The organism is Serratia sp. EWG9, assembly GCF_019913725.1.
GTDB lineage: Bacteria > Pseudomonadota > Gammaproteobacteria > Enterobacterales > Enterobacteriaceae > Serratia > Serratia ureilytica.
The window spans coordinates 63,572-87,197 of record NZ_JADNRO010000014.1; the positions used below are offsets into that span (position 1 = coordinate 63,572).

Below are 23,626 nucleotides of genomic sequence, written 5' to 3' on the forward strand. Positions count from 1 at the left end.
ATGCAGGTGTTAATCGTAAAAACGTCCTCGATGGGAGACGTGTTGCATACGCTGCCCGCCCTGACCGATGCGCTGCAGGCCATTCCCGATATCCGCTTCGACTGGGTAGTGGAAGAAGGTTTCAGCCAAATCCCCACCTGGCACCCGGCGGTGGATCGCGTGATCCCGGTGGCCATTCGCCGCTGGCGCAAAAACTGGTTCGGCAGCGACACCCGACAGCAGCGCTGCGACTTCAAGCGCGCGCTGCAAGAACGCCGTTACGACGTGGTGATCGACGCGCAGGGCCTGATGAAAAGCGCCGCGCTGATCACGCGCGTCGCCAAGGGCAACAAACATGGCCCGGACTGCAAAAGCGCGCGCGAACCGTTCGCCAGCTGGTTCTACAACGTGCGCCATGAGATAGACAAACGGCAGCACGCCGTGGAACGCACGCGCGAGCTGTTCGCCAAAAGCCTCGGCTACGATAAACCGGGCAGCTACGGCGACTATGCCATCGCCGCGCGTTTTCTCAGCCAGCCGCCGGCCGATGCCGGTCAATATCTGGTGTTTTTGCACGCTACGACCCGCGACGACAAGCATTGGCCGGAGCAGAACTGGCGCGAGCTGATCGCGCTGACGGCCGACAGCGGGCTGAAGATCAAACTGCCCTGGGGGGCGGAGCATGAACATCAGCGCGCGCTGCGGTTGGCGGAAGGTTTCCCACATGTCGAGGTGCTGCCGAAGCTCAGCCTGCAGCAGGTGGCTGACGTGCTGGCGGGCGCCAGGGGCGTGGTCTCGGTCGACACCGGGCTCAGCCATTTGACCGCCGCGCTCGACAAACCGAACATCACGCTGTTTGGGCCGACCGATCCCGGCCTGATCGGCGGCTACGGGCAAAATCAGCACTCGCTGATTTCGCCGGAAAAAAGCATGGCGACAATCGACGCCGATACGGCATGGCAGGCGTTGCAAAAGGTTATAGCATGAAAAAACTGCACATTATCAACCTGGGTAAAATGGGCGGCGTCGAGCGCCTGTTCCTGCAGTACATCAACGATACCACCGACGGCAGCAACCAGGTCCTGTGCATCAGCGGCGACATCGGCGAGGAGATCCGCCGCCAGTTGCCGGCGCACCAACCCGTCACCTTCGCCAACCGCCTGATCAATGCGCTGCCGCTGCGCTGCCCGCAGTTCCTGCGAAAATTTCTGTTGAAGTGGAAAATCGAGCGGGCCAACGCCGACGTGGTGATCGTCTGGGACCTGGTACCGGGGCTGGCGGCCAAACCCAAGCGCGGCAAGCTGGTTTACTACGATCACGGCTGCTCCTGGCGCTACCCGAAAAATCAAAAGACGCTGCGTTTCTTCGCCATGCTGGACGGCGTGATTTCCGCCTCACACGCCTCGAAGCGGGTGATGGAGCTGCGCTTTAATCTGCCTTGCCCAAACCACGTGGTGATCAACCGCATCAAGACGCCGGCGGGGATCGACAACACGCCGAAAACGCTGTCACAGCCGATCAGAATCGGCACCGCCTCGCGTCTGGTCAGCCTGAAAGGCATCAGCGTTTCATTATTGATGATGCAGGAACTGCTGCGACGCGGGCATGACGTCACGCTGGAAGTGGCCGGCAAAGGGCCGGATCGCGCGGCGTTCGAGGCGCTGGCGGCCCGGCTCCAGCTCGGCGATCGCGTCACCTTCAGCGGTTACCAGGATGACGTCGCCGGCTTCTTCAATCGCACGCACATTTACATGAGCACGCCGATCACCGAGCCGTTCGGCTTGTCCTGCATGGAATCGCTCTATTTCGGCGTGCCGGTCATCTTCCCGCAGGTTGACGGCCAGCCGGAAGCGGTGAAAGACGGCGTCTGCGGCATTGGCCTGGTTCCGTCGGTCACCATCGAACAACACCGGCAGCTCACCGATATCGAGGTCGACTTCCCGCATGAAGTCTACGATCCGTTAACCGACAGCCTGGTGTCGCCCAAGCTGTTGTCGCATATCGACTGCGCGGATGCCGTTGAGACATTGCTGGCGGGCGAAACCTACCAGACGTTGAGCCGAAACGCGCAGCGCTATCCTGCTGAACATTTCAACTATGCTCAGTTCAAAGCTGAGTTTGACGACACACTGCGATCCTTCATCGTTTAATCAACACGTGAGCCGGAAAACACGCCCGATGCTAAAACAAAAAACGCCGCACCCTGCCTTCAGTTATCTGATTTATCTGGGATGTGCCATCGCTTTTTGCACCATTCCTTTCGGTTCCGCGACCGGACGCAATCTGTTTTACGTTTCCAGCTACATCGCCTTTATCGCCGTTTGCCTGTATCCGCGCTACTACTTCAGCAACGTTAAAAATCTGCTGTTGCCCGCGCTGATGTTCTGCGTCGGCATGGGCACCATCCTGTGGATGCATCATTTCAAACAGCCGGGCGAATATATCAATGTTTATCGTTCCTATATGTCGACCGGCAAACTGCAGCTCGCAACCGCTTTCATCTTGCTGATTGCGCTCAATGAACGGCTGTGCGTGCAGCGCCTGCTGATCGTCGTGGCCCTCGTTACCGGTTTGGCGGTCAACGGCTATTCCCTCTATCAAGGATTGCGGCTGGATATTCCTCGTGTGGAGCTCAACTTCGATCGCGCCACGGTCGTTGCCTACCTGATGACCGCCATCGATCTGGTGATGATGCAAGCCATCCTGATGCTGCGCACCCGCTACCGTCTGGTGCTGTACATTGCGGCGTTCCTGCTTTCCTTCTCCGCGCTGGTGCTGACCGGCACGCGCGCGGCGATGCTGGTTTACCCGGTGGCGGTTTGTCTGTCGCTGCTGGCGACCAAACATCTGGTATCCAGAAAACACAAGTTTGTGCTGGTCTCCTCGGTACCGTTGTTGCTGCTCATCTGCGGATTCGTCTTTAAGACGCAGATTGAACAACGCATTGCCGACTTCAAAACCAACATGCAACTGATCGATAAACCCGAGATAGATAACTCCATCATTTCCCGTCTATCGATGCAGGTGATTGCATGGCGTACAGGAACGGATGCCCCATGGGGTCAATCCGCCGAGCAGCGCGGTGAAGAGATCCGCGCCATCGTTGCGCAGCAACCGCACCTGTCTGGCGTCATGCCTTACATCAACGTGCATCTGCATAACGAGCTGCTGGAGACCTATTCGCTCAAGGGGGTCTGGGGGGCGTTGCTGTTGCTGGCGCTGTATATCGGCCTGTTCTTCTCTTCATTCCGGCCGCAGCGCAACGCGCTGCTGCTGAGCGTGAGCGCCAGCCTCTTCGTTTACGGTCTTAGCGACGTCATCTTCTTCAGCACGGAAGGCACCGTCATATTCTGTCTGGCGCTGATCGCCGCCGTGCTCTCCGTGGCGAAACCGCCTTCCGCCCAGGAGCAGACCGCGTGAAAACTCATCAGCCACCGCTGCTCAGCGTTATCGTGCCGTTTTACAATAACGAAGCGTTCGTCATCGCTGCGCTGGATTCGTTATTTACGCAGATTTCTGATGAGATTGAAGTGGTCATCATCGACGATGGCTCTACCGATGCGTCAGGGGCGCTGGTCAGCCGGTATCTGGCGCAGCGGCAGCATCCGCACGTGGCTTTTATTTCACAGGCCAACGGCGGCATTGCGCACGCCCGCAATGTCGGCCTGCAGCGAGCCACCGGGCGCTACGTCACCTTTCTCGACGGCGACGATCTGCTGAGCGACGACTATCTGGCGCTCCTGCGGCCCCTGCTGATCGCCGATGAATATGACCTGATCGATTTTAATTATCAGAAGTTCACCGAACAACCGCCGAAACCCGAGAACCGCGCGACGCAGCCCGCAGCCTACGACTTTTCCTCGTTGGGGCTGGGCAGCCTGCAACCGCTGTTCGCACGCTCGATGTGGCATCTCTGGAGCCGGGTATATAAGCGCACGCTGCTGGCAGGGGAAACGTTCGAAGACGGCAGGCGTTATGAAGACGTGATTTTCACGCCTTTTCAGTATTTCAAAACTCGCCGCATCGCCCATCTTGACTGCGAACTCTATTTCTACCGGGATAACAGCCAGGGCATCACCCGCAATATCAAACCCAAAGATATTGAAGATTTGCTGTTCGCCATGGAGAAGATGTTGCGCTTTGTGGCGCAGCATCCTGGGGATGAGCCGCTGCGCCGGTTGGCCGCCCTGATGCTGGCCAACTGCTTTTCCGAGGTGAAAAGCATGTCGAAGGCGGTGTACGGTTATTATCATTACGCGCCGGCAACGCTGCAAATTCTGCGCCGCGCCGCCGCTGTCTGCCGCAACAGCGACGTGCCGGGCAAAAAAGTCCGCCAGATGCGCTATGCGCGAGTGGATACCTTTCTTTCGAAGCTGCGCGGGCGCAAACCACGCTAACCGCATCGGCCTGGCGGCCGATGCGTCGCCGCACCTCTAGCGCGCTAAAGGCACGTGCGCGACCAGTTCGTCATAAATCCGCTGCGGCTGAATGACCCCCATCGGGCTTTCCGCCTCCAGCGGCATCGTATAGCCGGTGCGCGACACCTGAATGATGCGGTGCAGTTCAGGATCCTGAATCGGCCCGGTGGAGCGTGAATCGGCGGTCACGAACAGGCTGATGGTTTTCACCTTCAACGCCACCGCCAGATGCAGCGGCCCGGTGTCGCCGGTGACCAGAACATGGAAACTGTCGAGCAACGTCAGCAAGCCTTGCAGCCCCGTTTTACCGATCTGATTATCCACGCAGGCCTGCGTTTGCGGGCCGATCAGGCTCATAAACTGCTGGGCCTTGCCGTCGTCAAGCGGTGCGCCAATCAGCACGATGCGCACATTGGGGTGCTTCGCCACCAGCTCATCGGCCAGGCGCGCATAGTGCGACACCGGCCAGCAACGCGACTCCGTCGATGCCCCCAGTTGAAAACCGATGGTGGGATGGTCGCTGCTTTTGACGCCGCGCTGATAGTCCACGGGAATTTCCATCGTCGGATCGTCGCTACGGCAGCCCAAAATGGAAATCAGCTCCAGTTTGCGGCGCACGAAATGGCCGTAATAATGGAAGATATAGTTGGTTAACCAAGGTTCCAGCCCGCAAATGCCCGAGCTGTAGTTATCCCTGATGATGTACTTTGCCCCCGCCATGACGGCGCTGATGATGTCATAAGGCAGATGAGAGTGCAGGATCAGCGCCAAATCCGGCTGATGTTCGCGCAGCGATTTCAGCAATGGGCGTATCGTCTTGATCTTGCTGTCCCAATACACCACGCGATCGTAATAGCGGCCGTTCTCCACCAACTCGCGGTTTTTCTTGTGCACCACCAGCGTGATGTGCGCGTTGGGATAGCGTTCCCTCATCGCCCTCAATGCCGGCGTGTTGAACATGAAGTCGCCCAACGCCGTGGTGGAATAGATGACGATATTGTCAAACTGCTGGGCGCCGTCGAACGTCGCCTTGTCCTGAAAACGGCCGTACTTCGCCGTATAGCGCCGCAAGAACCAGTCGGCAACCTTAATTTTCCATTTCTTCGACATGTGCGTGCTTAGTTCGCTTTAAGTTGATAATACTCGGCCAGCGTCATGCCCACCGTGCGCTGCTGCAGCCAGTCAAACAGCTGCTCCAGATCGCGGTACAGCACTTCGATATCCTGCTCGGTTTTGAACGTCGGGCTGCCGCCCGGCATAAACTCGGAGGAGTGCAGCATAAACTCGACGTAGTCATGCCCCTGCGCCAACGACGTCTCGGCCACACTGATCATCTTGGCCACGTTGCCGCCACTCGGCCGCAGCCAGTTGACGGACGGCGAACGCCGCTTGCCGCGCAGCCGATCATAGCCCTGCTTGAACGCATTCATCAGCGCCGAATGCTTGTACTGGATGCTCATCGGCACTTCCAGCAGCGACGAAGCGCCCGGCTTGGCGATGTTCTGCGGATCGATGAAATAGGCCTGCGACGGGAACCGGCTGTAATCGGTACCGCCGTTGCCCTGCGGGTTGCCCGGCGAAAACTGCCAGTTGACCCGCGGCGTAACCGAACAATCCACCTGATAGCCGTATTCCAGCAGCAGTGAGGCATAGTATTCGTTGAACGCCCAACGGCCGGCGCGATGGCTGAGCATTTTGGTCTGGAAGGCGTCCTCCAGCAGTTTGGTCATGTGGTCGACTTTGGCGCGTATCTGATCGGCGGGATACTCGATCAAATAAGGCTTGTGGCGCCAGTCGTCATCGGTGAGCGGCGTCAGCGGCGGGCTGTTCCAGGCGTGCAGATGCATGCCGACTTCACCGGCGCCGCGGGCGATCACGTCACGCGCGAACTCGACGTAAGCCGGATCCATCGCCATTTCATAGTTGGTGAGATAAACCGGCTTGAAGGCATATTTCTCGCACAGCGCCTGAAAGCGCGGCAAGAAACGCGTGTTTTCGGTCGCGATGCGATCGTGGTTTTGCCACAGATTATCGCCTTCGGTATCAATGGTGATGAGAAACGCCGGTTTAGTCATGAATATCGAACCTGATATCAACAGAATACGCTATGTTACGCAGGCCGTTTCGCCAGGGCAAACGACTTTGCTGCCTGGTTTGGACAACGTTGAAGCGCATTCGTCCCTGTTCCGGCGATTTTTTTGCGGCTCGGCAAGAAAACCGAGCAACAGTAGCCACATGCGATCGGGTCATTTAGAATCAAAGATTGGTTTCCCAGAAAGCGACTCATGATGAACGACGCGCCAGCCCTAACTTCCGCCCCATCCGTACAGCGTATTCTGATCATAAAACTGCGCCACCACGGCGATATGCTGCTGGTCACGCCGGTCATCAGCAGCCTGCGGCAAAACTACCCGCAGGCCCGGATCGATGTGCTGCTGTATCAGGAAACGCAGGAGATGCTGGCCAGTAATCCGGAACTGTCGACCCTGTTCGCCATCGATCGCCAATGGAAAAAACAGGGCGCCCGCGCTCACCTCGGACATGAGCTGGCGCTGCTGCGCCGCCTGAAGGCGCAGCGCTACGATCTGGTGGTCAATCTGGCCGATCAGTGGCGCAGCGCCATCATCACGCGCCTGACCGGCGCGCGCATCCGTTTGGGCTTCGATTTCCCCAAACGCCGCGGCTTCCTGTGGCGCCACTGCCACACGCAGCTGGTGCCGGTAGACAATCACGCCCACTTGCATACCGTCGAACAAAATCTCTCGTTGCTGGCGCCGCTGAACCTGCCCGCGCTCAATGAGCATGTCACCATGAGTTATGATCCGCAGGATTGGCAGACCTGTGAGCAACTGTTGCTGAAACAGGGCGTCGCCGGCAGTTATATTGTGGTGCAGCCCACCTCGCGCTGGTTCTTCAAATGCTGGAGCGAAGAGAAAATGGCCGCCACCCTCACCGCCTTGCAGGCCGACGGCCACCAGTTGGTGATCACCTCCGGCCCCGACGCCAGAGAAAAAGCCATGGTCGAGCGCATTTTGGCGCTCTGCCCGCCGCAGGGCGTAATCTCGTTGGCCGGCCAGCTGACGCTGCGCCAACTGGCCGCCCTGATTGACCACGCCAAGCTGTTTATCGGCGTGGATTCGGTGCCGATGCATATGGCCGCCGCGCTGCAAACGCCGTGCGTGGCGTTATTCGGCCCTTCCAAGCTGACTTTCTGGCGGCCATGGCAGGCTACCGGCGCCGTGATCTGGGCCGGCGACTTTGGCGAACTGCCCGACCCGGACGCCATCGATACCGGCACCGATGAACGGTATCTCGACCTCATTCCTACAGACGCGGTGATTGCAGCCGCGCGGAGCACGCTGGCATGAAAGCATTTCGTTTGGCGATCGTTCGCCAAAAATACCGCCCGGACGGCGGAGCCGAACGTTTCGTTTCCCGCGCCCTGGAGGCGCTGGAGCAACAGGATCTCGATCTGAACGTCATCACTCGCGAATGGCAGGGTGACGCCAATCCAAACTGGCATATTCACCTGTGTAACCCGTTGAAACTCGGCCGCATCAGCCGCGAACGGGGCTTCGCCGTGGCGGCCAGGGCGCTGTGGCAGAAAGAGCGCTTCGATCTGGTGCAAAGCCATGAGCGCATTCCCGGCTGCGATATCTACCGCGCCGGCGACGGCGTACACCGCCGCTGGCTGCTGCAACGCGCGCGGCTGCTGCCGGAGTGGCGCCGCAAGTGGCTGTTTTCCAACCGTTATCACCGCTATGTGATGTGCGCCGAGCGCGCCATGTATGCCGCACCGGAGCTGAAAGCCGTCATCTGCAACGCCGAGATGATCAAACGGGAAATCATCGCCGACTTTGGCGTGCCCGCCGACAAAATCACGGTGATCTATAACGCCATCGACAATCAAAAGTTCCCGCCCGCCGACGAGGGCCAGCGCCGACGCCTGCGTGAGCAATATCAGATCCCGCAACAGGCGCACTGCCTGATCTTCGTCGGCTCCGGTTTCGAGCGCAAAGGGCTGGCCGCCGCCATCCGCGCCGTGGCGGCGACCGACAGCCACCTCTTGGTGGTCGGTAAAGACAAAGCCGAAAAGCGTTACCGGGCGCTGGCGCAGTCGCTGGGCTGCGGCGATCGCATTCACTTTATGGGCGTGCAGAAGCAGACCCTGCCGTTCTATCAGGCCGCGGATGCGCTGCTGCTGCCGACGCTGTACGATCCGTTCCCGAATGTGATTCTGGAAGCGATGTCCTGCGGCCTGCCGGTTATCACCAGCACCACCTGCGGCGGAGCCGAGTTTATCACCCCGGGCCAGAACGGCTTCGTGACCGACGCGCTCGACGTGCCGGCCATCACGGAAGCCATTCGGGCGCTGCCGCGCCAGGCGCTGGGATCCTCCATGGGCGAAGCGGCAAGATTGCGCATTATGACGGCTACGCCGGCGCATCTCTCCGAACAGCTCATTTCCCTCTATAACCGGTTACTGGATTAGCTATGCGTATTCTGATGATCATCGATGGCCTGCCGGGAGGCGGCGCGGAAAAAGTGGTGCTGACCCTGTGTCAGGGCATGCAGCAACAGGGGCATGACGTCAGTCTGATCTCGCTGCGTGACGTCTGCAATTACCCTATCCCGTCAGGCATTGATTATCAGGTGGTGGCCGATCGCAGCCGAGCCCCCTGGCGCAAGCTGACCGAGCTGTCGCGCCGCGCCGCCGCGCTGGATCGGGCGATAGCCGAACACGAGCGCCAACACGGCGCGTTCGATCTGGTGTTCTCCAACCTGCACAAAACCGATCGCATCGTCAGCCGCAGTAAGCGGCTGGCTTCGGATCGCCTGTGGTTCTGCATTCACGGCATTCTCTCCACCTCCTACCTCGGCCACCGCAAAGGCCTGGATCGCTGGCTCAAGCAACGTAAAATCGCCAACGTTTACCAGGGGAGAAATATCGTCGCCGTTTCACAGGCGGTCGGCGGCGATCTGCAGCAGAATTTGCCGATCCGCCCGCGTCGGCTGGCGGTCATCAATAACCCGTTCGACATCGACGCCATCCGGCAACAGGCAGCGGCGCCTTGCGAACTGGCCGGTCAGGACTATCTGGTGCACGTCGGCCGCTTTCACGCCACCAAGCGGCATGACCGCCTGCTGAAAGCCTATGCGCAATCCGGCATTCAGGCGCCGCTGGCTTTGATCGGCACCGGGGATGACGCCCGCGTCGCCGAGGTCAAGCGTCTGGCGGCAGACTTGGGTATCGCAGAGCGCGTGCTGTTCCTCGGCTTCCAGGCCAATCCCTATCCGTTTATCCGTCATGCCTCGCTGTTGGTGCTCAGCTCCGATAGCGAAGGGTTTGGCAATGTGCTGGTAGAATCGCTGTTGTGCGGCACGCCGGTGGTCAGCACCCGCTGTCCGGGCGGCCCTGCGGAAATTCTGGAAAAAGCTGGCATGGCTAACGCGTTGGCGGAATTAAACGAAGCGTCGCTGGCAGAAAAAATGGCGGAAATTTACGCCAATCCGCCGCAGATAAATCAACAGCAATTGCTGAGCTATGGGCTGGAGCCTATTTGCCGTCAATATATTGAGCTGAAAGAAAAATAATAAAGTAATAAAAAGGCAGGTGATGCCTGCCTTATTTTCTTCGCTAGCTTAGCGCCTGCATTTTCTGCCAAACCTCATCGACAGAAACATCTTCACAGTGCCCCGACTCACTCTGCAAAATATGATGACGGCCGGTCCATGGATGCCAGGACGTTTTATCGGTATCGCCAAAGAACACCACCATATCCTTATTCAGCGCGGCGGCAAGATGCATCTGCCCGCCGTCGCTGCACAGCACCCGGTCGCATAAATCGAACCCGCCCAACAGCTCGCGCACCGAGGCCGTCGGATAAAGCGCGACGCGTTCGTTTTGGCACAGCGCCAACAGCTGTTCTGCGCGCTGCTGATCGCCGATGTCGTCCGGCGCCAGCGTGCCCTGCGGCGACCAGAAGATCAGCACGCCGGTGCGGGGATCGGCGGTCAGGCGGTTGATGATTTCGGCATAGCGTTCAACCGGCCAGCGCCTTTTCGGGCTGCGGCTGCTGATATGCACGGCGCAAACCCGTTCGACCGACGGCAGGCGTTCCTGCAGCCGCTGCGCCGCCAGCTGCCGCTCTTCCGGCGTCAGGAATACCCGCACCGGCGGGATCGGAATGGCTTGATCGGTTATCGCCGATAAATAGCTGTAGGTGTGTTCGACCTGATGTAGACCGCGGAAATCGTCCTTGCGGAACGGGCGCTGAATATCTTTCGTGCCCAAATCGGCGCCGATGATATGGGTGGCGCCGGCCATTTTCGCTAAACGCAGGCTGTATTTGCAAGGCACCGGGTTGGCCAGAATGACCGCATCGAACTTTATTTTGCGCAGCTTCAGGAAGATCATCAGACGTTCGAAATAAACGCCCAACGTCGTTTCATTTTTCGCCTTGTGCTTGGCCTTTTTATAGACAAAGACTTTCTCGAGATGAGGGTTGTTTTTAACGACGTCCTGGCTGACTTTATTGATCAGCAGATAAACTTTTGCGTCTGGATAGGCAATTTTCACCCCTTCAATCAGAGGCGTGGTGCAAACAAGATCGCCGATGTTGTCGCGGCGAATAATTAAAATATTCTTCATTCCGAGCCTATCGGCGAAATCGCTCGCCGGTTGTCTGAAACTGACACCCAAGGTTACCAAATTAGCGCCTTTCCCTTCCAGTTATGGTACTATTCCGAATAACCCATATAAATGAAATTGATAGAATGTTGCTGCGTTTATATCAGGTACTACTCTACCTCATCCAACCCCTGATCTGGCTCCGCTTACTGCTGCGCAGCCGCAAAGCTCCAGCCTACCGTAAACGCTGGGCGGAACGCTATGGCTTCTGCGCCGGGAAAGTCGTGCCGGGCGGCATTATGCTGCATTCCGTCTCCGTCGGCGAAACGCTGGCGGCCATCCCGCTGGTGCGGGCGCTGCGCCATCGTTACCCCGCTTTGCCGATAACTGTGACCACAATGACCCCGACAGGTTCAGAACGCGTCCAGTCCGCTTTCGGCAAAGACGTGCATCATGTCTATCTGCCCTACGATCTGCCCGGTTCCATGAACCGCTTCCTCGACCAGGTGAATCCCAAGCTGGTGATCATCATGGAAACCGAGCTATGGCCTAACCTGATCAACGCACTGCATCAGCGGCAAATCCCCCTGGTGATCGCCAATGCGCGCCTGTCGGCGCGATCCGCTGCCGGCTATAAGAAAATTGGCGGATTCATGCGCGATATGCTGCGCCGCATTACGCTGATCGCCGCACAGAACCAGGAAGACGGCGATCGTTTTATCGAACTGGGCCTGAAACGCTCGCAGCTGGCCGTTACCGGCAGCCTGAAATTCGATATCTCCGTCACCCCGGAACTGGCCGCCCGCGCCGTTACGCTGCGCCGCCAATGGGCGCCGCGTCGCCCGGTGTGGATCGCCACCAGCACCCATGAAGGCGAAGAAACCATCCTGCTCGAAGCGCACCGCAAGCTGCTGGAAAAACACCCCGACCTGCTGCTGATCCTGGTGCCGCGTCACCCGGAACGCTTCCCGACCGCCAAGGAGCTGGTACAGAAGGCCGGCTTCAGCTACACCCTGCGCAGCAGCGGCGAAATCCCGTCCGGCAGCACCCAGGTGGTGATCGGCGATACCATGGGCGAACTCATGCTGCTGTACGGCATCGCCGATCTGGCCTTTGTCGGCGGCAGCCTGGTGGAACGTGGCGGGCATAACCCGCTGGAAGCCGCCGCCCACGCCATCCCGGTGCTGATGGGCCCGCATACCTTCAACTTTAAAGACATCTGCGCCAAGCTTTCGCAGGCCGAAGGCCTGATCACCGTGACCGACGTGGATTCGCTGGTAAAGGAAGTGGAAACCCTGTTGACCGACGAAGACTACCGCCGTTACTACGGCCGCCATGCGGTGGAAGTGTTGTATCAGAATCAGGGCGCGTTGCAGCGCCTGCTGCAGCTGCTGGAACCGCACCTGCCGCCCCGGAGTCACTGAATGAGCAGCCGCAAAAGCCTGTCGGTGGTGATGATCGCCAAAAACGAAGCCGGGCTGTTGCCGGACTGCCTGCGCTCGGTCGCCTGGGCCGATGAAATCATCGTGCTGGACTCCGGCAGCGAGGACGACAGCGTCGCCGTCGCCGAAAGTCTGGGCGCCAAAGTCTTCACGCACACCGACTGGCAAGGATTCGGCAAGCAGCGCCAGCTGGCGCAAAGCTACGCCAGCCATGACTACGTATTGATGATCGACGCCGACGAACGCGTCACCCCCGAACTGCGGCAATCCATCGAGCGGGTGTTGAACGCGCCGGACGACGGCGCCGTTTACAGCTGCGCGCGGCGCAACCTGTTCCTTGGCCGCTTCATGCGCCACAGCGGCTGGTATCCCGACCGCGTAAACCGCCTGTACGCCAATTCACGCTATCGCTATAACGACGATCTGGTGCACGAGTCGCTGAACATCGGCGACGCCAAAGTGATCCCCCTCAGCGGCGATATGCTGCACCTGACCTGCCGCGACTTCTTCGCCTTTCAGCGCAAACAGCTGCGCTATGCCGAAGAGTGGGCCACACAGCGCCACCGGGCCGGCAAGCGTTGCGGCTATCTGTCCATCCTGACCCACACGCTCGGCGCCTTCGTCAAAACCTGGCTGCTGCGGGCCGGCTTCCTCGACGGTAAACAGGGGTTGCTGTTAGCGGTGGTCAACGCGCAATATACCTTCAATAAATATGCCGCATTATGGGCATTGGGCCGCAACTACTCAGAGAAGTGAATCATGACCAGCAAAGCCATCTATCCCGGGACGTTCGATCCCATGACCAACGGCCACCTGGATTTAGTGACGCGCGCGTCGCTGATGTTCGATCACGTGATTCTGGCCATCGCCGCCAGCCCGAGCAAAAAGCCGCTGTTCAGCCTGGATGAGCGCGTGGCGCTGGCGACGCAGGTCACCTCGCATCTGGACAATGTGGAGGTACTGGGCTTCAGCGAGCTGATGGCGCATTTCGCCGCTCACCAGAATGCCAATATCCTGGTGCGCGGCCTGCGGGCGGTGTCTGACTTTGAGTACGAACTGCAGCTGGCGAACATGAACCGCCATTTGATGCCGACGCTGGAAAGCGTGTTCCTGATGCCTTCCGAAGAGTGGTCGTTCATCTCCTCATCACTGGTGAAGGAGGTCGCCCGCCACGGCGGCGATATCGCGCCTTTCCTGCCCGATGTGGTCACTCAGGCGCTGATGGCGAAGCTCGCCGCCGCGTGATGCTCAGCGCTGGCAGCGTCGGCAAAAGAAGGTGCTGCGCTGCCCGTGCTTGGCGGATTCAATCGGCGTGCCGCATGTGCGGCACGGTTCTCCCGCCCGTCCGTAAACCTGCAGCTCCTGCGCGAAGTACCCCGGTTTCCCGTCCGACTGCAAAAAGTCGCGCAATGTGGTGCCGCCCTGCTCGATGGAGCGTTGCAACACCGCCTTGATGGTCTTCGCCAACAGCGCCGCTTCGGCTTTGGTCAAGGATCCCGCCGGACGATCGGGCAGGATCCCGGCGCTGAACAGCGATTCACTGGCGTAAATGTTACCGACCCCGACCACCAGCTTATTATCCATCAGCCACGGTTTGATCAGCGTGCGCTTATTACGTGATTTTTCATACAGGTAGTCGCCGTTGAACGCCTCACTCAGCGGTTCCGGCCCCAGATGCGCCAACACGCTGCTGGTCGCCAGGTCTTCGCACCACAGCCAGGCGCCGAAGCGGCGCGGATCGGTATAACGCAGGATCATACCGTTGTTGATCACCAGATCGACGTGGTCGTGTTTGCCGGCTTCGTCTTCGTTTTCCTCACGCAGCATGCGCAGGCTGCCCGACATGCCCAGATGCACGATAATCCAACCGCGCTCCAGCTCAATCAGCAGGTATTTGGCCCGACGCTGCACGCTGAGCACCGGCTGATCGCTCAGCGTCAGGATCTGCTCGGAAACCGGCCAGCGCAGGCGCGCGTTGCGCACCACCGCATACTGAATGCTGTGGCCGACAAGATAAGGCTCTATACCACGTCTGCTCGTCTCAACTTCCGGTAATTCAGGCATCTGGCTTCCCCTCCGATGTTTTCTACCCTTTATAAAACAAAAAACCCGGCCAAGGCCGGGTTTTTCATTAATCCACTAAAATTATTTAATTTTAGCTTCTTTGTATACTACGTGCTGACGGACAACTGGATCGAATTTCTTCAGTTCCAATTTTTCCGGCTTAGTACGCTTGTTCTTCGTGGTGGTATAGAAGTGACCAGTACCAGCAGAAGAAACCAGCTTGATCTTCTCGCGAACACCTTTAGCCATGATTCAGTTCCTTAATACTTCTCACCACGGGCACGCAGATCGGCCAGAACCGTCTCAATACCCTTCTTATCGATAACACGCATACCTTTAGCAGATACACGCAGAGTTACAAAGCGCTTCTCAGCCTCAACCCAAAAACGGTGTGAGTGCAGGTTAGGCAGAAAACGGCGTTTGGTCGCGTTCATTGCGTGGGAACGGTTGTTACCGCTCACCGGGCGCTTGCCAGTAACTTGGCAGACTCGGGACATGTCTATTCTCCAAAAATCAAATCAGCTCGAGCTTCGTATAGGGTATGGCCGCCTCGTCAGGCTTTTAGAGCCCATCTCAGCAAACTTCATACTGAGGAGACTCTCGTCATCAGGTAGAAACCACACATCAGGTCAGAAACCTGCTGAGATAGGCTCTTGCGCCAAACCCAAGATTCTCAAAGGTGGCGTAGTATACGCTCTGAAGCGTAAGTGCTCAAGTCCCGAACAGCTAAAGATCCCACAAGGATCGCGAAAAAATCGCTTAAAGCCATCCGCGCTCGGCAAAAGAGACGCATTCACCCCGACCGATCACCAAATGATCGAGCACTCGGATCTCCAATAACTGGCAGGCTTTCACCACCTGTTCAGTTATCAAACGGTCGGCATGACTGGGTTCAGCCTTACCCGAGGGGTGATTATGCGCGAGAATCAGCGCGGCGGCATTAGCCTTCAACGCTTCACGCACAATTTCTCTCGGGTAGACGACGACGCTGCTGATGGTACCAGCAAACATCTCCTGATGGCGAATAACCCGATGCTGATTGTCTAAAAACAATACCAAAAAGACCTCTCGCTCACGATGCGCCAGCAGGCTTTGCAGATAATGCTGGGTGACGCGCGGGTTAAGCATGGCGTTTTCCTGCGAGAGATGGCTGGAAAAGAAGCGAAGCGCCAGCTCGGCAATCGCCTGCAGCTGCGTATAGCTGGCGTCGCCCAAGCCTTTTTGACTGCAAAACGCCTGATGATCGGCCGACATCAGATGGTAAAGCGAGCCGAATCGGCGCAGCAGCTGCTCCGCCAGCTGCATTACGTGCACGCCGGGCAACCCGGTGCGCAAGAAAATGGCCAACAGCTCTGCGTCGGACAGCGCCGCGGCCCCCTGCATCAACAGCTTTTCACGCGGCGCCAGCGCGCCCGGCCAGCACGCCACAGTCGGGTTGCTCATCGTGTTCCTCCCTGAAAGGGCTACAGCATGCCATGCGCCCCCCGGCGCGTTCGACAGGTGTTTGATAACATTGCGAAGTGTTTCGCAAAGCACAATGTAACGCCCTGCAGCCATTGCGGAATCGCTCACCTGAACGGCGGATATGCTAAAATGGCGCATCTTTCGGCTTTCAATCGGACAATGATGATGACGGGACTTTCCGGCAAACATATTGTGCTTGGCATCAGCGGCGGCATCGCCGCCTACAAATGCCCAGAGCTGGTGCGCCGCCTGCGTGACAGGGGCGCGGAAGTGCGCGTGGTGATGACCCACGCCGCCAAGGCGTTCATTACGCCGCTGACGCTGCAGGCCGTTTCCGGCCACCCGGTGTCCGACGATCTGTTGGATCCCGCCGCCGAAGCCGCCATGGGCCACATCGAACTCGGCAAATGGGCGGATCTGGTGATTCTGGCGCCGGCGACCGCCGATCTGCTGGCGCGCGTCGCCGCCGGCATGGCCAACGATCTGCTGACTACCGTCTGCCTGGCGACCGACGCCCCTATCGCCGCCGCCCCCGCCATGAACCAGCAGATGTATCGCGCCGCCGCCACGCAGGCCAACCTGCAAACGCTGCAGGCGCGCGGCATGCTGCTCTGGGGGCCGGACAGCGGCAGCCAGGCCTGCGGCGACGTCGGCCCGGGCCGCATGCTGGATCCGCTGGACATCGTCGAGCTGGCGAACGGTCATTTCTCCGCCCCGCAGGATCTGCAACATTTGCAGGTTATGATCACCGCCGGCCCGACGCGCGAAGCGCTGGATCCGGTACGCTTCATCAGCAATCACAGCTCCGGCAAAATGGGCTTCGCCATCGCCCGCGCCGCCGCCGCCCGCGGCGCGCAGGTGACGCTGATCGCCGGGCCGGTGAGCCTGCCGACGCCGCCGAAGGTCACACGCGTGGACGTCACCAGCGCGCTGGAGATGGAACAGGCGGTGCAACAGCGCGCCGCTCAGCAGCAGATTTTCATCTCCTGCGCCGCCGTAGCCGACTACCGTCCCGAGCGGATCGCCGATGAAAAAATAAAAAAACAGGGTGATGAAATCGTCCTCAAGATGGTAAAAAACCCCGATATCGTCGCCGGCGTGGCGGCGATGACCAAAAATCGACCGTTTGTCGTGGGGTTTGCCGCCGAAACCCAGAATGTGGAAGAATACGCGCGGCAGAAACTGGCGCGTAAGAAGCTGGATTTGATTTGCGCTAACGATGTATCGCTCGCAGAGCACGGGTTCAACAGCGACACCAATGCCCTGCACCTTTTTTGGCAGGATGGAGATAAACGCCTGGCGCTGAGCGACAAGGCACTCCTTGGCCAACGTTTAATAGACGAGATAGTCAGCCGTTATGATGAAAAAAATCGACGTTAAGATCCTCGACCCGCGCATCGGTCAGGATTTCCCGCTACCGACCTACGCCACTCCGGGCTCAGCCGGTCTCGACCTGCGCGCCTGCCTGGACAGCGCGGTGGAGCTGGCGCCGGGTGAAACCACGCTGCTGCCTACCGGTCTCGCGATCCATATCGCCGACGCCGGCCTGGCGGCGGTGATCCTGCCGCGCTCAGGCCTGGGCCACAAGCACGGCGTCGTGCTGGGTAATCTGGTCGGTCTGATCGACTCCGATTATCAGGGCCAGCTGATGGTGTCGGTCTGGAACCGCGGCCAGAAGTCATTCACTATCGAACCGGGCGAACGCATCGCGCAGATGGTCTTCGTGCCGGTGGTGCAGGCCGAGTTCAACCTGGTGGAAGAGTTCGACAGCAGCGAGCGCGGCGAAGGCGGCTTCGGCCACTCGGGGCGCCACTAAGCGCCACTCAATGCACGATGGCCGGCAGGGAAACGTCGCCTGAACCTTGCCTTTCCGGGGAGAAGGATGTCTCTGCGGCAAGGTTTTACCGCGACAATTGCAGCGCACACCAGGCAGCGCGGAAAAAGGCCGTTAAGGCCGCTGACCCCAGCATCGTAAAAAAGCTATCACATAAGCCGCACAGAGCCTGCTCTGCAGCGGCCGGTGCCCGGGTTTCCGTCAGTTAAGTTTTAGCAAGGGTCTAATCAGACATGGCAGAAAAAGAAAATACGAAAAGGAATCGGCGCGAGGAAATATTGCAGGCGTTAGCCCAGATGCTGGAATCCAGCGACGGCAGCCAGCGCATTACCACCGCCAAGCTCGCCGCGAACGTGGGTGTTTCTGAAGCTGCGCTGTACCGGCATTTCCCCAGCAAGACACGGATGTTCGACAGTCTGATCGAGTTTATCGAAGACAGCCTGATCACCCGCATCAACCTGATCTTGCAGGACGAGAAAGAGACGTTTAATCGTCTGCGCCTGATTTTACTGCTGATTCTGGGCTTTGCAGAACGCAACCCGGGGCTGACGCGCATCATGACCGGCCACGCGCTGATGTTTGAACAGGATCGCCTGCAGGGCCGCATCAACCAGCTGTTCGAACGCATCGAGGCGCAGCTGCGTCAGGTGCTGAAAGAGCGCAAATTGCGCGAAGGCAAAGGCTTTATCGTCGATGAAACGCTGCTGGCCAGCCAGCTGCTGGCCTTCTGCGAAGGCATGTTGTCGCGCTATGTGCGTTCGGAATTCCGCTATCGTCCAACGCAGGAATTCGACGCCCGCTGGCCGCTCCTGGCGGCCCAGCTGCAATAACGATAACGCCGGGCATGCCCGGCGTTTTTACTTATATCCCGTACTGCTCGCGGTAAGCGCGCACCGCCGCCAGGTGGTCCGCCATTTCCGGTTTCTCTTCCAGATAGGCGATCAGATCCTTCAGCGTCACGATCGAAATCACCTTGCAGTGGTAGTCGCGTTCCACTTCCTGAATGGCGGATATGTCCGCGCGGCCGCGTTCCTGCCGGTCGAGGGAGATCAGCACGCCCGCCAACGAAGCGCCGCTGGCGCCGATGATTTCCATCGACTCACGGATCGCGGTACCGGCGGTGATCACATCGTCCACCAGCATCACGCGGCCCTGCAGCGGGCTGCCCACCAGCGAACCGCCCTCGCCGTGGGTCTTGGCTTCCTTGCGGTTAAAGCAGTAAGGCACGTCGCGCTCATGGTGTTCCGCCAGCGCAACCGCCGTGGTGGTGGCGATAGGAATGCCTTTATAGGCCGGGCCAAACAGCAGATCGAAATCGATGCCGGAATCCATCAGGGCTTCGGCGTAGAAGCGCCCCAACAACGCAAGATCGCGCCCGGTATTAAACAGGCCGGCGTTGAAGAAATACGGGCTGGTGCGGCCGGATTTCAGGGTGAACTCGCCGAATTTCAATACCTGCTTGTTAAGCGCGAACTCGATAAACTGGCGCTGATAGGCTTTCATTACTGCTTCTCCTCGTCTGAATCTGCTTGGGTCTTGTCATTACTGCCGCCCGATCGGCGGGCATAAAAAAGGCGACTTCTCAGTCGCCTTGAAAAATTAGTCCGCCAGCGCCGCTTTCTGCGCCTGGAAGATGGTTTCGATGCCTCCTCGGGCCAGCGCCAATAGCGCCAACAGCTCATCGTGGCTGAACGGCTCGCCTTCGGCGGTGCCCTGCACTTCAATCATGCGGCCGTCTTCCATCATCACCACGTTCATGTCGGTTTCCGCCGCAGAATCTTCCACATACTCCAGATCGCACAGCGCTTCGCCGTTGACGATGCCGACGGAAACCGCCGCCACCATGCCCTTCATCGGATTGGCTTTCAGCTTACCGTTGGCCACCAGGGTGTTCAGCGCATCGGCCAGCGCCACGCAGGCGCCGGAGATGGAAGCGGTGCGGGTACCGCCATCGGCCTGCAGTACGTCGCAGTCGAGAGTGATGGTGAATTCACCGAGCTTTTTCAGATCCACCGCGGCGCGCAGCGAACGGGCGATCAGGCGCTGGATCTCCAGCGTGCGGCCACCCTGTTTGCCTTTGGCGGCTTCACGGGCGTTGCGGCTGTGGGTGGAGCGCGGCAGCATGCCGTACTCGGCGGTGATCCAACCTTGCCCCTGGCCTTTCAGGAAGCGCGGAACGCCCTCTTCTACCGTGGCGGTGCACAAGACTTTGGTATCGCCAAACTCAACCAGCACTGAACCTTCAGCGTGTTTGGTATAGTGACGGGTCAGTGTCAGGGGGCGAACTTGCTGTGGTGCTCTGCCTGCAGGACGCATGGGCTCTCTCCGGCTTCAAATCAACTATTGGCTGCGCATTATACGGGCTTCGTGACGTAATGCCTATCCTGCCCGCAGCCGCGACGCTATAATCGCCCCATCTTTTCCTATTACGGGTACGCATCAATGATCCGCAGCATGACCGCCTACGCCCGGCGTGAAATCAAGGGTGAATGGGGCAGCGCAGCCTGGGAGCTGCGTTCCGTTAACCAGCGCTACTTAGAAACCTACATCCGCCTGCCGGAACAATTCCGCAGCCTGGAGCCGGTGATCCGTGAACGTATCCGTGGCCGCCTGACCCGCGGCAAAGTCGAATGCAACCTGCGTTTCGAACTGGATCCAAGCGCGCAAAGCTCGCTGATCCTGAACGAAAAACTGGCCAAACAGCTGGTCGAAGCCGCCAACTGGGTGAAAATGCAGAGCGACGAAGGAGAAATCAACCCGATCGACGTGCTGCGCTGGCCGGGCGTGATGTCCGCGCAGGAGCAGGATCTGGACGCCATCAGCGCCGAGCTGATGCAAGCGCTGGACGGCGCGCTGGATGACTTTATCGTCGCACGCGAAAGCGAAGGCGCCGCGCTGAAAACGCTGATCGAACAGCGCCTCGACGGCGTCAGCGCCGAAGTGGTCAAAGTGCGCGCCCAGATGCCGAACATCCTGCAATGGCAGCGCGAGCGCCTGGTCAGCAAGCTGGAAGAGGCGCAGGTGCAGCTGGAAAACACTCGCCTGGAGCAAGAGCTGGTGCTGATGGCGCAGCGCATCGACGTCGCCGAAGAGCTGGATCGCCTGGAAGCGCACGTGAAAGAGACGCACAACATCCTGAAGAAGAAAGAAGCCGTCGGCCGCCGCCTCGACTTTATGATGCAGGAATTCAACCGCGAATCGAACACCCTGGCCTCCAAGTCAATCAATGCCGACGTCACCGCCTCCGCCATCGAGCTGAAGGTGCTGATCGAACAGATGCGCGAGCAGATCCAGAACATCGAGTGATCCGCTCCGCACGCCATCAAGCCCGCGCCACGCGGGCTTTTTTATGGCTATAGATCAGCGATAGGCGGCCGCCTGTTCCTCACCGATCAACCCCATTTTCTGCAGTTGCACCGCAATGCTCCAGGTTGAACGCTCGAACTCATCGCTCAGCGCCTCCAGCGTCGCCCCGGCCGCATGGCTCTCGCGCAGCCGCAGTTTTTCTTCTTCCGGCCAAGGGAAGTAGGCATTGGCCGGCCGGCCCTCGGCCAGATTCTTCTGCCGCTTTTCTTCCGGCGTCAGCCTGGATTTTTTCTGCAGTTCAGATTCACCGTCAAACTCGTCGGCCAACGCGAACAGAAGGCGGATAGCCTCCGGCGCGCAGGCCGCTGAAGCCGGTCTCAATAGCTCGCCGGTGTCGGGATTAACGCCGTTGGCCAGCGCCCTGAGCAACGTGCCGATATTCATCGTTCGTCTCCTTGTTCGATAAAATGCGCGCCGATCGCGACCGGCGCCTTGTCCAAACATGTTTCTCTTCCTCAGCCAAGAAAGCCACGCTTTGCGCCATGAAAAATCGCCCATTGCGAGCCAGATTCCAGGCGCCTGAACGTGCGGGACGGTGGTTGCATCAGGCTGCGAGCCGGCAGGCATCATGGAAGACGGCTCACTAAGGCACTTCGGGGGCTTATGAAAAACTGCCGAGCAGCGCGTGCGGATGACAATCGGCAAGATATCCCGCACGCCATAAGTATTTTGTTCTAATTATCACGCAAGGTAATGAAAGGACGGCGATGCTGTGGCTAAATGTGTTTTTTTCCTGCCCGTGAACCGTACGGACCGTTTATGCCACAAATTCTGCAATTTATTATGGCCCTGGTGGTGATCATCGCCCTGGCGCTGCTGGTCAGCAATAATCGCAAGAAAATCCGCCTGCGCTATATCATCCAGCTGTTGGTGATCGAAGGCGCGCTGGCCTATTTCTTCCTGCACTCCGCCAGCGGGCTCAGCGTGATCCAACACGTCGCCGGCTTCTTCGACACCCTGCTCGCCTACGCCGCACAAGGGTCGGAGTTCGTGTTCGGCGGCATGAGCAAAGATGGCCTGGCGTTTATCTTCCTGGGCGTTTTGTGCCCTATCATCTTTATTTCCGCCCTGATCGGCATTTTGCAGCATTTCCGCATCCTGCCGCTGATCATCCGCCTGGTGGGCACCCTGCTGTCCAAGGTCAACGGCATGGGCAAGCTGGAATCGTTCAACGCCGTCAGCACGCTGGTGCTGGGGCAGTCGGAGAACTTCATCGCCTACAAGGGCATCATCGGCGACATCTCGCCGCGCCGCATGTACACCATGGCCGCGACCGCCATGTCGACGGTATCGCTCTCCATCGTCGGCGCCTACATGTCGATGATCGACGCGCAGTACGTGGTGGCGGCGTTGATCCTTAATATGTTCAGCACCTTCATCATCCTGTCGATCATCAACCCGTATCAGGTCGAAGACGAGCCGGAGCTGAAGCTGAACAAGCTGCACGAAGATCAGAGCTTCTTCGAAATGTTGGGCGAGTACATTCTGGCCGGCTTCAAAATTGCGATGATCATCGCGGCGATGCTGATCGGCTTTATCGCGCTGATCTCCGCCGTCAATGCGCTGTTCTCGGCGGTGCTCGGCATCAGCTTCCAGCAAATCCTCGGCTACGTGTTCTATCCGCTGGCCTGGCTGATCGGCATCCCGGCGGAAGAGGCCCTGAAGGCGGGCAGCATCATGGCGACCAAATTGGTGGCCAACGAATTCGTGGCGATGATTGAGCTGAAGAAAATCGCGGCGGAGCTGTCGCCGCGCGGGCTGGGCATTCTGTCGGTGTTCCTGGTGTCGTTCGCCAACTTCGCCTCCATCGGCATCGTCGCCGGCGCCATCAAGGGGCTGAACGAGCAGCAAGGCAACGTGGTTTCCCGTTTTGGCCTGAAGCTGGTTTACGGCTCGACGCTGGTGAGCCTGTTGTCGGCGGCCATCGCCGGCCTGGTGCTGTAATCCCCACTCCCGGCCGCAGGGCCGGGAGTTCGCTTTAAAACGCCACGCACACCGGCGCATCCACCCGCATTACCGAATCCTGCGCAAACTGCTGCTTATAGCCGCTGCGCAGCGCCTCGATATTCGCCTCGCTCTCTTTGCCCGGCGCATGGATCAACAGCAGCGCCTTGCTGTTCTCGCGCGCCAGCTTGCCGTCGTGACCCAGCCACTGCCCTTTGGCATCAAACACCGTCAGCCCGTCTTTAAAACGCGGCGTCACCTGGCTATCGACGAAGGTTTGCCACTCGGCGGCGGTGATCGCCGGCCCCGCCGGCCGGTTCAGGCCGAAGTAGAGCGTTGTCTGTACCAGCGGATCGCCGGTGCGACAAGTCGGGGCGGGGGAAACAGCCTGGTGGCCTGGCGCCACGCAGCCGCTCAGCAGCAGGGCGGCCACCATGGCGCCGGCGGCCAGTCTCGGGGAGTTTTTCATCAGCAGTCTCGATTT

Annotated in this window: 26 protein-coding genes; 15 read left to right on the plus strand and 11 right to left on the minus strand. The window is 59.2% G+C overall.

Annotated elements, in window-relative coordinates; all coding sequences use genetic code 11:
* Genes rfaC through ITX55_RS22855 form a run of 4 tightly spaced genes read left to right on the plus strand, consistent with a single transcriptional unit; the run spans window position 1 to window position 4,376 of the window.
* Window positions 1-966, plus strand: a complete 966-nt coding sequence (gene rfaC, locus ITX55_RS22840) for a lipopolysaccharide heptosyltransferase RfaC (protein ID WP_033652247.1) — start codon at window positions 1-3, stop codon at window positions 964-966.
* On the plus strand, window positions 963-2,129 hold the full coding sequence (locus ITX55_RS22845; RefSeq protein WP_042785577.1) for a glycosyltransferase: 1,167 nt from the start codon (window positions 963-965) through the stop codon (window positions 2,127-2,129). The genes rfaC and ITX55_RS22845 overlap by 4 nt, the downstream gene beginning before the upstream one ends.
* Before the next feature lie 28 nt (window positions 2,130-2,157).
* Window positions 2,158-3,399 (plus strand): O-antigen ligase, encoded by a 1,242-nt coding sequence (locus tag ITX55_RS22850; RefSeq protein WP_042785580.1) that lies wholly within the window; start codon window positions 2,158-2,160, stop codon window positions 3,397-3,399.
* Complete coding sequence (locus ITX55_RS22855; protein WP_108682199.1) at window positions 3,396-4,376, plus strand: glycosyltransferase; 981 nt, start codon at window positions 3,396-3,398, stop codon at window positions 4,374-4,376. Before ITX55_RS22850 ends, ITX55_RS22855 begins: the two co-directional genes overlap by 4 nt.
* A gap of 36 nt (window positions 4,377-4,412) precedes the next feature.
* Here the strand turns inward: ITX55_RS22855 and ITX55_RS22860 are convergent, their stop codons facing one another.
* Both ITX55_RS22860 and ITX55_RS22865 read right to left on the minus strand, forming a co-directional pair.
* Window positions 4,413-5,507 (minus strand): glycosyltransferase family 9 protein, encoded by a 1,095-nt coding sequence (locus ITX55_RS22860; protein WP_033652251.1) that lies wholly within the window; start codon window positions 5,505-5,507, stop codon window positions 4,413-4,415.
* Between the two features lie 8 nt (window positions 5,508-5,515).
* Window positions 5,516-6,472 (minus strand): polysaccharide deacetylase family protein, encoded by a 957-nt coding sequence (locus tag ITX55_RS22865; protein ID WP_033645189.1) that lies wholly within the window; start codon window positions 6,470-6,472, stop codon window positions 5,516-5,518.
* 210 nt (window positions 6,473-6,682) lie between these two features.
* On the opposite strand from ITX55_RS22865, the gene rfaQ reads away from it, so the two are divergent.
* The 3 genes from rfaQ to ITX55_RS22880 are packed head-to-tail and all read left to right on the plus strand — an operon-like array spanning window position 6,683 to window position 9,992.
* A complete protein-coding gene (rfaQ, locus tag ITX55_RS22870) occupies window positions 6,683-7,765 on the plus strand; it encodes a putative lipopolysaccharide heptosyltransferase III (RefSeq protein ID WP_108682201.1) in 1,083 nt (360 codons plus the stop codon).
* Window positions 7,762-8,889, plus strand: coding sequence for a glycosyltransferase family 4 protein (locus tag ITX55_RS22875; protein WP_033652253.1), 1,128 nt, complete (start codon window positions 7,762-7,764; stop codon window positions 8,887-8,889). The genes rfaQ and ITX55_RS22875 overlap by 4 nt, the downstream gene beginning before the upstream one ends.
* A 2-nt stretch (window positions 8,890-8,891) precedes the next feature.
* Window positions 8,892-9,992 carry a glycosyltransferase gene (locus tag ITX55_RS22880; RefSeq protein ID WP_033652254.1) on the plus strand — a complete coding sequence of 367 codons (1,101 nt, stop codon included), beginning with the start codon at window positions 8,892-8,894 and terminating at the stop codon, window positions 9,990-9,992.
* 43 nt (window positions 9,993-10,035) lie between these two features.
* On the opposite strand, the gene ITX55_RS22885 is transcribed toward ITX55_RS22880, so the two are convergent.
* On the minus strand, window positions 10,036-11,049 hold the full coding sequence (locus ITX55_RS22885) for a glycosyltransferase family 9 protein (protein WP_033645185.1): 1,014 nt from the start codon (window positions 11,047-11,049) through the stop codon (window positions 10,036-10,038).
* A 125-nt stretch (window positions 11,050-11,174) separates the two neighbouring features.
* On the opposite strand from ITX55_RS22885, the gene waaA reads away from it, so the two are divergent.
* Genes waaA through coaD form a run of 3 tightly spaced genes read left to right on the plus strand, consistent with a single transcriptional unit; the run spans window position 11,175 to window position 13,715 of the window.
* Window positions 11,175-12,452 carry a lipid IV(A) 3-deoxy-D-manno-octulosonic acid transferase gene (waaA, locus tag ITX55_RS22890; RefSeq protein ID WP_019452200.1) on the plus strand — a complete coding sequence of 426 codons (1,278 nt, stop codon included), beginning with the start codon at window positions 11,175-11,177 and terminating at the stop codon, window positions 12,450-12,452.
* Entirely contained in the window at window positions 12,453-13,226 is a 774-nt protein-coding gene (locus tag ITX55_RS22895; protein ID WP_033645184.1) for a glycosyltransferase family 2 protein, read from the plus strand.
* A gap of 3 nt (window positions 13,227-13,229) precedes the next feature.
* A complete protein-coding gene (gene coaD / locus ITX55_RS22900) occupies window positions 13,230-13,715 on the plus strand; it encodes a pantetheine-phosphate adenylyltransferase (RefSeq protein ID WP_033645183.1) in 486 nt (161 codons plus the stop codon).
* A gap of 3 nt (window positions 13,716-13,718) precedes the next feature.
* On the opposite strand, the gene mutM is transcribed toward coaD, so the two are convergent.
* The 4 genes from mutM to radC all read right to left on the minus strand — a co-directional run bounded on the left by mutM (window position 13,719) and on the right by radC (window position 15,977).
* A complete protein-coding gene (mutM, locus tag ITX55_RS22905) occupies window positions 13,719-14,534 on the minus strand; it encodes a bifunctional DNA-formamidopyrimidine glycosylase/DNA-(apurinic or apyrimidinic site) lyase (RefSeq protein WP_047025862.1) in 816 nt (271 codons plus the stop codon).
* An 81-nt stretch (window positions 14,535-14,615) separates the two neighbouring features.
* A complete protein-coding gene (gene rpmG, locus ITX55_RS22910; RefSeq protein WP_002442576.1) occupies window positions 14,616-14,783 on the minus strand; it encodes a 50S ribosomal protein L33 in 168 nt (55 codons plus the stop codon).
* Between the two features lie 11 nt (window positions 14,784-14,794).
* Window positions 14,795-15,031: a 50S ribosomal protein L28 gene (gene rpmB, locus ITX55_RS22915; protein WP_004931195.1), complete on the minus strand. Its 237-nt coding sequence runs from the start codon at window positions 15,029-15,031 to the stop codon at window positions 14,795-14,797.
* 262 nt (window positions 15,032-15,293) lie between these two features.
* The gene (radC, locus tag ITX55_RS22920; protein ID WP_016929682.1) at window positions 15,294-15,977 is read right to left on the minus strand and encodes a DNA repair protein RadC; all 684 of its coding nucleotides are present in this window, start codon (window positions 15,975-15,977) and stop codon (window positions 15,294-15,296) included.
* Between the two features lie 183 nt (window positions 15,978-16,160).
* Between radC and coaBC the strand changes: the two genes are divergently transcribed.
* The 3 genes from coaBC (at window position 16,161) to slmA (ending at window position 18,662) form a co-directional block, all read left to right on the plus strand.
* On the plus strand, window positions 16,161-17,378 hold the full coding sequence (coaBC, locus tag ITX55_RS22925; RefSeq protein WP_168177212.1) for a bifunctional phosphopantothenoylcysteine decarboxylase/phosphopantothenate--cysteine ligase CoaBC: 1,218 nt from the start codon (window positions 16,161-16,163) through the stop codon (window positions 17,376-17,378).
* The gene (gene dut, locus ITX55_RS22930) at window positions 17,356-17,814 is read left to right on the plus strand and encodes a dUTP diphosphatase (RefSeq protein WP_033652257.1); all 459 of its coding nucleotides are present in this window, start codon (window positions 17,356-17,358) and stop codon (window positions 17,812-17,814) included. Before coaBC ends, dut begins: the two co-directional genes overlap by 23 nt.
* A 251-nt stretch (window positions 17,815-18,065) precedes the next feature.
* A complete protein-coding gene (gene slmA, locus ITX55_RS22935) occupies window positions 18,066-18,662 on the plus strand; it encodes a nucleoid occlusion factor SlmA (RefSeq protein WP_025304700.1) in 597 nt (198 codons plus the stop codon).
* A 31-nt stretch (window positions 18,663-18,693) separates the two neighbouring features.
* On the opposite strand, the gene pyrE is transcribed toward slmA, so the two are convergent.
* Together pyrE and rph are read right to left on the minus strand one after the other, a co-directional pair.
* Entirely contained in the window at window positions 18,694-19,335 is a 642-nt protein-coding gene (gene pyrE / locus ITX55_RS22940) for an orotate phosphoribosyltransferase (RefSeq protein WP_042785593.1), read from the minus strand.
* A 96-nt stretch (window positions 19,336-19,431) separates the two neighbouring features.
* Window positions 19,432-20,148, minus strand: a complete 717-nt coding sequence (gene rph / locus ITX55_RS22945) for a ribonuclease PH (protein ID WP_025160305.1) — start codon at window positions 20,146-20,148, stop codon at window positions 19,432-19,434.
* 126 nt (window positions 20,149-20,274) lie between these two features.
* On the opposite strand from rph, the gene ITX55_RS22950 reads away from it, so the two are divergent.
* Window positions 20,275-21,138, plus strand: coding sequence for a YicC/YloC family endoribonuclease (locus tag ITX55_RS22950; protein ID WP_015379441.1), 864 nt, complete (start codon window positions 20,275-20,277; stop codon window positions 21,136-21,138).
* Window positions 21,139-21,192: 54 nt separating this feature from the next.
* Here the strand turns inward: ITX55_RS22950 and ITX55_RS22955 are convergent, their stop codons facing one another.
* Complete coding sequence (locus tag ITX55_RS22955) at window positions 21,193-21,582, minus strand: hypothetical protein (protein ID WP_108682203.1); 390 nt, start codon at window positions 21,580-21,582, stop codon at window positions 21,193-21,195.
* A gap of 375 nt (window positions 21,583-21,957) precedes the next feature.
* On the opposite strand from ITX55_RS22955, the gene ITX55_RS22960 reads away from it, so the two are divergent.
* Window positions 21,958-23,142, plus strand: coding sequence for a NupC/NupG family nucleoside CNT transporter (locus ITX55_RS22960; RefSeq protein ID WP_108682205.1), 1,185 nt, complete (start codon window positions 21,958-21,960; stop codon window positions 23,140-23,142).
* Between the two features lie 34 nt (window positions 23,143-23,176).
* Here the strand turns inward: ITX55_RS22960 and ITX55_RS22965 are convergent, their stop codons facing one another.
* The gene (locus ITX55_RS22965; protein ID WP_033645179.1) at window positions 23,177-23,611 is read right to left on the minus strand and encodes a DUF3574 domain-containing protein; all 435 of its coding nucleotides are present in this window, start codon (window positions 23,609-23,611) and stop codon (window positions 23,177-23,179) included.
* Between the last annotated feature and the right edge of the window lie 15 nt (window positions 23,612-23,626).